Annotated in this window: 10 protein-coding genes; 8 read left to right on the top strand and 2 right to left on the bottom strand. The window is 52.7% G+C overall.

Translation table 11 applies throughout. The features are described 5' to 3' along the window. Nucleotides 1-162: 162 nt before the first annotated feature. A complete protein-coding gene (gene ampG, locus INF61_RS09320) occupies nucleotides 163-1,638 on the bottom strand; it encodes a muropeptide MFS transporter AmpG (protein WP_017383190.1) in 1,476 nt (491 codons plus the stop codon). A gap of 45 nt (nucleotides 1,639-1,683) precedes the next feature. Then, nucleotides 1,684-2,262: a lipoprotein gene (locus INF61_RS09315; protein ID WP_003859052.1), complete on the bottom strand. Its 579-nt coding sequence runs from the start codon at nucleotides 2,260-2,262 to the stop codon at nucleotides 1,684-1,686. Between the two features lie 303 nt (nucleotides 2,263-2,565). On the opposite strand from INF61_RS09315, the gene bolA reads away from it, so the two are divergent. The 8 genes from bolA (at nucleotide 2,566) to INF61_RS09275 (ending at nucleotide 12,434) form a co-directional block, all read left to right on the top strand. Continuing rightward, on the top strand, nucleotides 2,566-2,883 hold the full coding sequence (bolA, locus tag INF61_RS09310) for a transcriptional regulator BolA (RefSeq protein WP_003859051.1): 318 nt from the start codon (nucleotides 2,566-2,568) through the stop codon (nucleotides 2,881-2,883). 331 nt (nucleotides 2,884-3,214) lie between these two features. After that, on the top strand, nucleotides 3,215-4,513 hold the full coding sequence (gene tig / locus INF61_RS09305; protein WP_015571277.1) for a trigger factor: 1,299 nt from the start codon (nucleotides 3,215-3,217) through the stop codon (nucleotides 4,511-4,513). A gap of 260 nt (nucleotides 4,514-4,773) precedes the next feature. Beyond that, on the top strand, nucleotides 4,774-5,397 hold the full coding sequence (gene clpP / locus INF61_RS09300; RefSeq protein ID WP_006809880.1) for an ATP-dependent Clp endopeptidase proteolytic subunit ClpP: 624 nt from the start codon (nucleotides 4,774-4,776) through the stop codon (nucleotides 5,395-5,397). A gap of 127 nt (nucleotides 5,398-5,524) precedes the next feature. Then, on the top strand, nucleotides 5,525-6,799 hold the full coding sequence (gene clpX, locus INF61_RS09295) for an ATP-dependent protease ATP-binding subunit ClpX (protein ID WP_015571275.1): 1,275 nt from the start codon (nucleotides 5,525-5,527) through the stop codon (nucleotides 6,797-6,799). Between the two features lie 184 nt (nucleotides 6,800-6,983). Further along, nucleotides 6,984-9,338, top strand: coding sequence for an endopeptidase La (gene lon, locus INF61_RS09290; protein WP_014882775.1), 2,355 nt, complete (start codon nucleotides 6,984-6,986; stop codon nucleotides 9,336-9,338). 210 nt (nucleotides 9,339-9,548) lie between these two features. Then, nucleotides 9,549-9,821: a nucleoid-associated protein HU-beta gene (hupB, locus tag INF61_RS09285; RefSeq protein WP_002444653.1), complete on the top strand. Its 273-nt coding sequence runs from the start codon at nucleotides 9,549-9,551 to the stop codon at nucleotides 9,819-9,821. Between the two features lie 212 nt (nucleotides 9,822-10,033). Further along, nucleotides 10,034-11,905, top strand: a complete 1,872-nt coding sequence (gene ppiD / locus INF61_RS09280; RefSeq protein WP_017383192.1) for a peptidylprolyl isomerase — start codon at nucleotides 10,034-10,036, stop codon at nucleotides 11,903-11,905. A 148-nt stretch (nucleotides 11,906-12,053) separates the two neighbouring features. Further along, nucleotides 12,054-12,434: a helix-hairpin-helix domain-containing protein gene (locus tag INF61_RS09275; protein ID WP_193547717.1), complete on the top strand. Its 381-nt coding sequence runs from the start codon at nucleotides 12,054-12,056 to the stop codon at nucleotides 12,432-12,434. The last annotated feature ends 92 nt before the right edge of the window (nucleotides 12,435-12,526 follow it).

The following is a 12,526-nucleotide window of genomic DNA, read 5'->3' as shown; positions in this document are numbered from 1 at the left end:
GCTGAATCGTTTAACGGAAAATAGCGTAGCGAAATAAGCTCCAATAATTTCCGAATGCTATCCCGCACAAAACAACAAATATTTTTTTTGCCGATGGCGGTTATTTCGCCGTTATAATTTCGTGTCGTTATTACAACGGGAAATAACCTTTCGCTTTTTACTTCATGTCATCTGCGTTTTCCGCAATGACATGAAATCCAGCATCCCACCGGTCAGGATACCCACGATGGCGAGTAACACCCCTGCATCAAGCAGCTGGGTTTCAAACGGAAGCGACAAGGTGGTCGTCGCATTCAAGATGAGTACCGCGAGCCACACTACCAGCGCAAGACAACCAGCCATCAGCAGACGCAGGGCAAACCGATAGGCAGCCTGATATTCCGTGCGCGGCATGAAGTGTTCCGTCCGCTGGGTATATTCCAGCGTCTGGCGACAGACCAGCAGCAATAAAATCCCCGGCACCGCCGCCACCACCGAGAAGAGATAAAACGTCGGCCAGCCGTGAGCTTCAACAAACCAGCCCGCGACGGGGCCAACGTATACGCGCCCGACGGCAGAAAGGGCAGACAGTAGCGCAAATTGGGTGGCGGAAAATGACTTATTGCACAGCGTCATCAGCAGGGCGACAAATGCCGCAGTACCCATACCGCCACACAGGTTTTCAAAGAATACCGCCGTCGCCATGCTGATCATATGCTTGTCGGTGATCGACAGCAGCCAGTAACCGGCATTCGATGCGCCCTGAAGGATGCCGAAGATCAGCAGAGCGCGGAACAGCGTCAGGCGCTGCATCAATACACCGCCGTACAGCGCGCCGACGATCGTGGCAAACAGTCCCAAGGTTTTGTTTACCACGCCGACTTCGCCCGCATCAAACCCGACGCCGCGGATCAGGAAGGTGGTGGTCAGACTCATGGCGAAAGCGTCGCCAAGCTTATAAAGGACAATCAGCAGCAGGATCAGCCAGGCATTATTGCGACCAAAGAAATCTCGGAGCGGTGCGGCGACGGCCTGCTCCAGCGAGCGGGGGACCGGAATCACATCGCTCGGTTCAGGCGCGAATAGCGTGGCAATAATGCAGGGGATCAGCAGAGCGGCCATCAGCCAGTACATTCCCTGCCAGCCGAGATAGCGGTCGGCAAGCCAGAGGGCCAGCCCGCCGGAAACCAGCATACCCAGGCGGTAGCCAAGCACGCTGATTGCCGCACCGGCGCCACGCTCTTCCGCTGGCAGGACGTCCGTCTTCCAGGCGTCAAAAACAATGTCCTGCGAAGCGGAGCAGAAGGCGATCACCACCGCAAGCGCGGCCATCCAGCGCAGCTGTGTTGACGGCTCAAGGAAACCCATTGCGGCAATGGCCAGCAACAGCAGCACCTGCGTCATCACTAACCAGCCGCGACGGCGCCCGAGGAACGGTGGGGTATAGCGATCCATCACCGGCGACCACAGGAACTTAAAGACGTAAGCCTGGCCGACGAGCGAGAAGAAACCAATGGTTTTAAGATCGATGTTCTCAACCGTCATCCACGCCTGTAACGTGCCGGAGGTGAGCGCAAGGGGTAAACCGGAGGCGAAACCAAGGATCAGCAGAATAGCTGATTTCGGTTGCTGGAAAATACGTAAGTAGTGACTGGACATGTTCTTATGAACTGACCCGGTGAAGCACCGGGTCAGTCAGCAGGATTAACGGGCGTTCTGCTTGATGAAGTCGTGAATGCTGGTGTCCTGTGCCATGTCGGCAATGGTGTCAGTCAGCACACTGTTAACCGCGTCAGCGATATTTTTGTTGGAGGCCTGGAATGCGCCTTCAACGGAATAGCTTGCACGGTAGTTTTTGTTCATTTTATTGCCGTTCTTCGCGGTAGCAATGATGGCGATATCGGCTTTGGTCGCAATGTTGTAGCGAACGTTACCCTGGGAGACGTCAGCGTACAGGTTGTTCACGATGATTTGCAGATCAACCGCGCCGCTTGGGCCAATCATGTATCCACGGGAGGTCATCTGTTTTTCCAGCACTTCCTGCAACAGGAAGCGCAGGTCGCGGGAGGCGGTCAGCGTGACCTGCTGGTTGTCGCGAGTCACTTTCGCCAGCGCCTGGTCCTGACGCTGATCGGCGCCATTAATGCTGACTGTGACGCCCATCAGGCTTGGATCCTGCTGAGGCAGGGTAATTTTTGGTGAAACGTCAATGGTCGTCGGCGGAGTCGCGCAGCCGGCGAGCATAAAGAGTGCTACCAACGGAAAGAAGAGTTTTTTTAACATTTTCGGGTTCTCAACGAATCGTAAGCAAAGAGAGAAAAATTGCCGCCATCATAACATCGCTAACGGCCAGGGGAAGTGGTCAACGCATGTAAATTCATCGCCTTGTCCGAAAACTGACCACCTTTCCGCTTTTCTCTGCCTGTAAGTGACAAAACGTATGAACCTCATAGTGAACTTCATTCGTTTGGATGAGAAAATCAGACGAAAGCTAAATATTTGTTGTCAAGGTGTAATGGAACCGGTAAAAGCGGCTAATATTTAAAGGGATGGGTGACACCTTAGCGTTGTCGGAGGAGTGATTTCATGATGATACGTGAACAGATAGAAGAAAAATTAAGGGCAGCGTTCAACCCTGTGTTTCTCGAAGTTGTCGACGAAAGCTATCGTCATAACGTGCCGGCAGGTTCTGAAAGCCACTTTAAAGTGGTTCTGGTCAGCGATCGCTTCACGGGAGAACGTTTCCTGAACCGACACCGCTTGATCTACAGCACCTTGACGGAAGAACTCTCCACAACCGTACATGCGCTGGCGCTGCATACCTACACCATTAAGGAATGGGAAGGGCTACAGGATACGGTATTCGCATCACCGCCTTGTCGGGGTGCAGGCACCATCGCCTGATAAATCGGATTTGCAACCGCCGGAGTTTTTCCAGTATGTTGCTTACAGATTTCGTCAAAACGGCCTTCGGGCCGTTTTGTTTTGTCTGAGTTTTGAGCGGATGGCGCGTTTTTAAGGCTAAAAATAGCCTTAAAGTGTGAAAAAAGCCGCAGCAACATGCTCCAACCGTTCTCGACTCACCTAAGTGATGCCGCTATAATGCCGCGTCTTATTGAATGTCTTCGGGATGATTCTGGCGACAGGGAATGTGAATCTGCACATAAGAGAGCATCCCGGTATAACAGACAGATTCAGAGTTGACCGAGCACTGTGATTTTTTTGAGGTAACAAGATGCAAGTTTCAGTTGAAACCACTCAAGGCCTTGGCCGCCGTGTAACGATTACTATCGCTGCTGACAGCATCGAAACTGCTGTGAAAAGCGAGCTGGTCAACGTAGCAAAAAAAGTACGTATTGACGGCTTCCGCAAGGGCAAAGTACCAATGAATGTTGTTGCTCAGCGTTATGGCGCTTCCGTGCGTCAAGATGTGCTGGGTGAACTGATGAGCCGCAACTTTATCGACGCGATCATCAAAGAAAAAATCAATCCAGCCGGCGCGCCGAACTACGTTCCAGGTGAATACAAGCAGGGCGAAGACTTCACCTACTCCGTAGAGTTCGAAGTGTACCCGGAAGTTGAGCTGAAAGGTCTGGAATCTATCGAAGTTGAAAAACCGATCGTTTCCGTGACTGACGAAGATGTTGACGGCATGCTGGATACCCTGCGTAAGCAGCAGGCGAACTGGAAAGAAAAAGAAGGCGCTGTTGACGCGGAAGACCGCGTAACCATCGACTTCACCGGTTCTGTAGACGGCGAAGAGTTCGAAGGCGGTAAAGCGTCTGACTTCGTACTGGCGATGGGCCAGGGTCGTATGATCCCAGGCTTCGAAGACGGTATCAAAGGCCACAAAGCGGGCGAAGAGTTCACCATTGACGTGACCTTCCCTGAAGAATACCACGCTGAAAACCTGAAAGGTAAAGCAGCGAAGTTCGTTATCAACCTGAAGAAAGTGGAAGAGCGCGAACTGCCAGAACTGACTGAAGAATTCATCAAGCGTTTCGGCGTGGAAGATGGTTCTGTTGCGGGTCTGCGTACCGAAGTGCGTAAAAACATGGAGCGCGAGCTGAACGGCGCTGTACGTAACCGCGTGAAGTCTCAGGCGATTGAAGGTCTGGTGAAAGCGAACGACATCGACGTTCCTGCTGCCCTGATCGACAGCGAAATCGACGTTCTGCGCCGTCAGGCTGCACAGCGCTTCGGTGGCAACCAGCAGCAAGCGATGGAACTGCCACGCGAGCTGTTCGAAGAGCAAGCGAAACGTCGCGTTGTTGTCGGCCTGCTGCTGGGCGAAGTGATTCGTACCCACGAGCTGAAAGCTGACGAAGAGCGTGTGAAAGGCCTGATCGAAGAGATGGCTTCTGCATACGAAGACCCATCAGAAGTGATCGAGTTCTACGGTAAGAACAAAGAGCTGATGGACAACATGCGCAACGTCGCACTGGAAGAGCAGGCTGTTGAAGCGGTACTGGCGAAAGCGAAAGTGACCGAAAAAGAGACCTCTTTCACCGAACTGATGAACCAGCAGGCATAATTTCGCCCCGACGGTTTAAAGTTTGAACAAAAAACCCGTTGCCCTCCGGCGACGGGTTTTTTTTATCACAGCTTTAGTCCTGGAAGGGTGCTAAAACGCCCTTTCAGTGTTAGCGTTACAACAAAACGTTGTTATGCTTGAAATAGGGCATGACGACCCCCATTAGTATGTAATCACGATGATTGAGACTGGCTGATAATCCGTCCATAAGGTTACAATCAGTACAGCAGGTGTTTTCAATTTTGAACCAGGAGACGGAAATGTCATACAGTGGCGAACGAGATAACTTTGCACCCCATATGGCGCTGGTGCCAATGGTTATTGAACAGACCTCACGCGGTGAGCGTTCTTTCGATATCTATTCCCGTCTGCTCAAGGAACGCGTTATCTTTCTGACCGGCCAGGTGGAAGACCATATGGCTAACCTGATCGTGGCGCAGATGCTGTTCCTGGAAGCGGAAAACCCGGAAAAAGACATTTACCTGTACATCAACTCGCCAGGCGGTGTGATTACGGCGGGCATGTCAATTTATGACACCATGCAATTCATCAAGCCGGATGTCAGTACCATCTGTATGGGGCAGGCGGCATCCATGGGTGCTTTCCTGTTAACCGCAGGGGCGAAAGGTAAGCGTTTCTGCCTGCCTAACTCCCGCGTGATGATTCACCAGCCGCTGGGTGGTTACCAGGGCCAGGCGACGGATATTGAAATCCACGCCCGAGAAATTCTGAAAGTAAAAGCGCGCATGAATGAACTTATGGCGCAGCATACGGGTCAACCTCTCGAGCAGATCGAGCGCGATACCGAGCGCGATCGCTTCCTCTCTGCACCAGAGGCAGTTGAGTACGGCTTAGTCGACTCCATTTTGACCCATCGTAATTGATGCCCGCGACGCGAGTGTGCCGCTATACTAAGGTAGGGCGGCACGTTGCCTGTAAGCAGCTTGCGTCTGAGAATGGCATTTGCGTCGTCATGTGCGGCACATAGAACTTAAAAAGAGGTTTGGACTCATGACAGATAAACGCAAAGATGGTTCGGGCAAACTGCTGTACTGCTCTTTTTGCGGCAAAAGCCAGCATGAAGTGCGTAAACTGATTGCCGGGCCGTCCGTGTATATCTGCGACGAATGCGTCGATTTATGTAACGACATCATTCGCGAAGAGATTAAAGAAGTCGCGCCGCACCGTGAGCGCAGCGCGTTACCAACGCCACACGAGATTCGCCACCACCTGGACGACTATGTCATTGGTCAGGAGCAGGCGAAAAAAGTGCTGGCGGTGGCGGTATACAACCACTACAAACGTCTGCGTAACGGCGATACCAGCAATGGCGTAGAGCTGGGCAAAAGTAACATTCTGCTGATCGGGCCTACGGGTTCTGGTAAAACCCTGCTGGCGGAAACGCTGGCGCGCCTGCTGGATGTTCCGTTCACCATGGCGGATGCCACCACCCTGACCGAAGCCGGTTATGTGGGTGAAGACGTTGAAAATATTATCCAGAAGCTGCTCCAGAAGTGCGATTACGACGTACAGAAAGCCCAGCGCGGGATCGTCTATATCGATGAGATCGACAAAATCTCCCGTAAATCAGACAACCCGTCGATCACCCGTGACGTCTCAGGCGAGGGCGTGCAGCAGGCGCTGCTGAAGCTGATCGAAGGTACGGTTGCGGCTGTTCCACCGCAGGGTGGGCGTAAACATCCGCAGCAGGAATTCTTGCAGGTTGATACCTCCAAGATCCTGTTTATCTGTGGTGGTGCGTTTGCAGGCCTGGATAAAGTGATCTCTCACCGTGTGGAAACCGGCTCCGGCATTGGTTTTGGCGCAACGGTGAAAGCCACGTCTGAAAAACCAAACGAAGGCCAGCTGCTGGCGCAGGTTGAACCGGAAGATCTGATCAAATTCGGTTTGATTCCGGAATTTATCGGCCGTCTGCCGGTTGTGGCGACCCTGAACGAACTGAGCGAAGACGCGCTGATTCAGATCCTGAAAGAGCCGAAAAACGCGCTGACCAAGCAGTATCAGGCGCTGTTTAATCTGGAAGGCGTTGAGCTGGAATTCCGTGACGAAGCACTGGACGCGATTGCCAAGAAAGCGATGGCGCGTAAAACCGGTGCCCGTGGCCTGCGTTCTATCGTAGAAGCAGCATTGCTCGACACGATGTACGATCTTCCTTCTATGGAAGACGTTGAAAAAGTCGTGATCGACGAGTCCGTCATTGGTGGCCAGTCCAAGCCGTTACTGATTTACGGTAAACCGGAAGCGCAGCAGGCATCTGGCGAATAATTCACCATTTCATACAATCAGTTAATCAAAAAGGGGGGATTTTATCTCCCCTTTACTTTTTCCGTATTCATGGCGTTGAATGTATGGGAAACATCCCCATATACTGGATTACATTTTAATGGTTGTGTGAAGCACAGTTACATGACCAGTTTACCTGGCGGACACTAAACTAAGAGAGAGCTCTATGAATCCTGAGCGTTCTGAACGCATTGAAATCCCCGTATTGCCGTTGCGCGATGTGGTGGTTTATCCGCACATGGTCATACCCTTATTTGTAGGGCGGGAAAAATCTATCCGTTGCCTCGAAGCCGCCATGGATCATGATAAAAAAATCATGTTGGTCGCGCAGAAGGAAGCATCAACGGATGAGCCGGGTGTAAACGATCTTTTCACCGTCGGGACCGTGGCCTCTATTTTGCAGATGCTGAAGCTGCCAGACGGCACCGTGAAGGTGCTGGTGGAAGGCTTACAGCGTGCGCGTATTACCACTCTGTCAGACGATGGCGAGCACTTCTCTGCGAAGGCGGAGTACCTTGATTCACCGGAACTTGATGAGCGCGAACAGGAAGTGCTGGTACGCACCGCGATCAGCCAGTTCGAAGGCTACATCAAGCTGAATAAGAAAATCCCACCTGAAGTGCTGACGTCGCTGAACAGCATCGACGATCCTGCACGTCTGGCGGATACCATCGCTGCGCACATGCCGCTGAAGCTGGCTGACAAACAGTCCGTGCTGGAAATGTCCGACGTTAACGAACGTCTGGAATACCTGATGGCGATGATGGAGTCTGAGATCGATCTGCTCCAGGTTGAGAAGCGCATTCGCAACCGTGTCAAAAAGCAGATGGAAAAATCGCAGCGTGAGTACTATCTGAACGAGCAAATGAAAGCCATTCAGAAAGAGCTCGGCGAGATGGACGATGCGCCGGATGAAAACGAAGCGCTGAAGCGTAAGATCGACGCGGCGAAGATGCCGAAAGAGGCGAAAGAGAAAGCCGAAGCTGAGTTGCAGAAGCTGAAAATGATGTCTCCGATGTCGGCAGAGGCGACCGTCGTGCGCGGCTATATTGAGTGGATGGTACAGGTTCCGTGGAATGCCCGCAGCAAGGTCAAAAAAGACCTGCGTCAGGCGCAGGAAATCCTCGATACCGACCACTACGGCCTGGAACGCGTGAAAGACCGCATTCTTGAGTACCTCGCGGTACAGAGCCGTGTGAACAAAATCAAAGGTCCAATTCTGTGCCTGGTAGGGCCTCCAGGCGTGGGTAAAACCTCTCTGGGCCAGTCCATCGCCAAAGCGACCGGACGTAAGTATATCCGTATGGCGCTGGGCGGCGTACGCGATGAAGCGGAAATCCGCGGTCACCGCCGTACCTACATCGGTTCTATGCCGGGCAAGCTGATCCAGAAGATGGCGAAAGTGGGGGTTAAAAACCCGCTGTTCCTGCTCGATGAGATCGACAAAATGTCTTCGGACATGCGTGGCGATCCGGCGTCGGCGCTGCTGGAAGTGCTTGATCCAGAACAGAACGTGGCGTTCAGCGATCACTACCTGGAAGTGGACTACGACCTGAGCGATGTGATGTTCGTGGCGACCTCCAACTCCATGAACATTCCGGCCCCGCTGCTGGACCGTATGGAAGTGATCCGTCTCTCCGGTTATACCGAAGATGAGAAGCTGAACATTGCTAAGCAGCACCTGCTGCCGAAACAGATTGAGCGTAACGCGCTGAAAGCCAACGAGCTAACCGTCGAGGACAGCGCGATTATTGGCATCATTCGCTATTACACCCGTGAAGCGGGCGTTCGTAGCCTCGAGCGTGAGATCTCTAAGCTGTGCCGTAAGGCGGTGAAACAGCTGCTGCTGGATAAGAGCCTGAAGCACATTGTGATTAACGGCGACAATCTGCATGCTTACCTTGGCGTTCAGCGCTTCGACTACGGTCGTGCGGACAACGAAAACCGCGTTGGTCAGGTGACCGGTCTGGCATGGACGGAAGTGGGCGGCGATCTGCTGACCATCGAAACCGCCTGTGTCCCGGGCAAAGGCAAGCTGACCTACACCGGTTCACTGGGTGAAGTGATGCAGGAGTCCATCCAGGCGGCGCTGACCGTGGTGCGCGCGCGCGCGGAAAAACTGGGTATCAACCCGGATTTCTACGAAAAACGCGACATTCACGTTCACGTTCCGGAAGGGGCGACGCCGAAAGATGGCCCAAGCGCGGGTATTGCCATGTGTACGGCGCTGGTTTCCTGCCTGACAGGGAACCCGGTTCGTGCTGATGTGGCCATGACCGGTGAAATTACGCTGCGTGGTCAGGTACTGCCTATCGGCGGGTTAAAAGAAAAACTGCTGGCGGCACACCGCGGTGGGATCAAAACCGTATTGATCCCTTACGAAAATAAACGCGATCTGGAAGAGATTCCGGACAACGTTATTGCCGATTTGCAGATCCATCCGGTGAAACGCATTGAGGAAGTTCTGACTCTCGCACTGCAAAATGAACCGTCCGGAATGCAGGTTGTAACCGCAAAATAGTGACCTCGCGCAAAGAGCGCCAATAAAAACAAGGCTGGTAAGTCATTTCGTACTTGCCAGCCTTTTTTTGTATAGCTAATTTAGATTGCTGATTGGGTTAGCCATCAACAACGGGTGTTGTAAGGTCATAGCAGGACTGATATAACTGCTGCGCGGTCGCGCTGTGAAGGATTCAGGTGCGATATAAATTATAAAGAGAGGAAGAGAACAGTGAATAAATCTCAACTGATTGACAAAATTGCTGCGGGTGCTGATATTTCTAAAGCAGCAGCGGGACGTGCTTTAGATGCTTTAATTGCTTCTGTTACTGAATCTCTGCAAGCTGGGGACGACGTTGCACTGGTAGGCTTCGGTACTTTTGCGGTTAAAGAGCGTGCAGCCCGTACTGGCCGCAACCCTCAGACCGGTAAAGAGATCACCATTGCTGCCGCTAAAGTGCCGGGTTTCCGTGCAGGTAAAGCGCTGAAAGACGCAGTAAACTGATTGCTTTCCCGCTCCAGGGAAGCTGAAAAGTACAAGGGCGCATCGTTTGATGTGCCTTTTTTGTTTGTCCAGACCTGATTTGTGCGAGTTTATGCGAGTTGTGGGCTGACAATTGCCCTGTTTTCTTGTCACAATACGCCTTTACGCGCGACGGTCAGGATTTTCCGTCAGCGTCAGGTAACCAGTCACCTACAGCGGAGTGTTGTTACACCATGATGGACAGCTTACGCACGGCTGCTAACAGTCTCGTGCTCAAGATTATTTTCGGTATCATTATCGTGTCGTTCATATTGACCGGTGTGAGTAGTTACCTCATCGGCGGTGGCGCGAACTACGCCGCAAAAGTGAATGGCCAGGAAATTAGCCGTGGGCAGTTCGAGAACGCTTTTGCTGGTGAACGTAACCGCATGCAGCAACAGCTGGGCGACCAATACTCTGAACTTGCAGCCAACGAAGGCTATATGAAAAACCTGCGTCAGCAGACGCTGAACCGCCTTATCGACGAAGCGCTGCTGGATCAGTACGCGAAAAGCCTGGGTCTGGGCATCAGCGATGAGCAGGTTAAAAAAGCCATCTTCTCGACGCAGGCTTTCCAGTCTAATGGGAAGTTCGACAACGCGCGTTACAACAGCATTGTTAACCAGATGGGTATGACGGCTGACCAGTACGCTCAGGCGCTGCGTAACCAGTTGACCACGCAACAGCTGATCAACGCGGTGGTGGGCACCGATTTCATGCTGAAAGGCGAAACTGAAGAGCTGGCGGCACTGGTGGCGCAGCAACGCGTGGTGCGTGAAGCGACGATTGATGTCAACGCACTGGCAGCGAAACAGCAGGTTAGCGACGCTGAAGTTAATGCTTACTACGAGCAAAACAAGAACAACTTCATCTCTCCAGAACAGTTCCGCGTAAGCTATATCAAGCTGGATGCAGCTGCGATGCAGGAAAACGCGACTGACGCCGAGATCCAGTCTTATTACGACCAGCATCAGGATCAGTTCACTCAGCCGCAGCGTAACCGTTACAGCGTGATCCAGACCAAAACGGAAGCAGAAGCGAAAGCCGTGCTGGACGAGCTGAACAAAGGCGCTGATTTCGCCACCTTAGCGAAAGCAAAATCCACCGACATTATTTCTGCCAAAAACGGCGGTGATATGGGCTGGCTGGAAGAGTCCACTACCCCGGACGAGCTGAAAAATGCAGGCCTGAAAGAGAAAGGCCAACTGTCTGGTGTAATCAAATCCTCCGTTGGTTTCCTGGTGGCGCGTCTGGACGATGTTGTGGCGGCGAAAACCAAGCCGCTGGCTGACGTTCGTGATGATATCGCTGCGAAAGTGAAGCAGGAGAAAGCGCTGGACGCCTTCTATGCTCTGCAACAGAAAGTGAGCGATGCCGCAAGCAACGACAACGAATCACTGGCGGGTGCTGAGCAGGCTGCTGGCGTTAAAGCGGTTGAGACGGGCTGGTTCAGCCACGAAAACCTGCCGGAAGAACTGAACTTCAAACCAGTTTCAGATGCCATTTTCAATGGTGGTCTGGTCGGTGAGAACGGTACGCCGGGCAGCAACTCAGACATCATTACCGTTGACGGTGACCGTGCGTTCGTACTGCGCGTCAGCGAGCACAAAGCCGAGGCAGTGAAGCCCCTGGCGGAAGTGAAAGATCAGGTGGTGGCGCTGGTCAAACACAACAAAGCGGCACAGCAGGCAAAACTGGATGCAGAGAAAATTCTGGCCGATCTGAAAGCCGGTAAGAACGATGCGCTGAAAGCGGCTGGCCTGAGCTTTGGCGAAGCAAAAACGCTGAGCCGTACCGGTCAGGATCCTGTCAGCCAGGCGGCGTTTGGCCTGAGCCTGCCGGCGAAAGACAAACCTGTCTTTGGCACCACGACCGATATGCAGGGTAACGTGGTGCTTCTGGCGCTGGATGAAGTAAAAGCCGGTACGCTGCCAGACGCGCAGAAGAAGGCCATGGTTCAGGGAATTACCCAGAACAATGCCCAGATTGCTTTCGAAGCGATGATGAGCAACCTGCGTAAAGAAGCCAAAATCAAACTGGGTGATGTGGTCACTCAGGAGCAATAATTACGTATCTGCTCGCAGATTTTAGTAACGCTCTGCAAAAACTAAAGGCCGCTTTCGCGGCCTTTTCCATTTCTGCAATCTGTTGTTTGTCCCTGTTTTCCCGTGCGGTTATCGTGGCGTGGCTGTCAACAAACAAGGAGAAAACAGCATGAAATGTGGAATCAAAGCACTGTTAATTACACTGGCTATTGCCACTTCCGGGATGAGTGCGGGCGCGCTGGCGGCGTCCCCCTCGGTTAAAGCGCAGGCTGCACAAAACCAGGCCGATGCAACGTCACAAGGTCATGTTAAAGCCAACGCGACGGCCAGCACGAAAGGCATTGAGGACGAGGGTACGCGGGTCAGTATCAATACTGCCTCTGCGGACGATCTTGCCCGCGTTATGAATGGTGTGGGTCTAAAAAAAGCGCAGGCCATCGTCAGCTATCGTGAAGAGTATGGCCCTTTCAAAACCCTTGACGATCTCAAGCAGGTGCCGGGTATGGGCAGCGCGCTGGTTGAGCGCAATCTCGCACACCTGACGCTGTAATCGCGTAATCACTTGCACTGCGGCAAAAATTTGCCAGGATAAAGAGGTCATACCAGTTATGACCTCTGAACCTATAACAACGAAAGGCTATT

This window comes from Enterobacter cloacae complex sp. P18RS (assembly GCF_014982105.1).
In the GTDB taxonomy this organism is placed as follows: Bacteria; Pseudomonadota; Gammaproteobacteria; order Enterobacterales; family Enterobacteriaceae; genus Enterobacter; species Enterobacter hormaechei_C.
The sequence above is the reverse complement of the archived record's forward strand: the minus strand, read 5'-3'. Positions and strand labels throughout refer to the sequence as shown.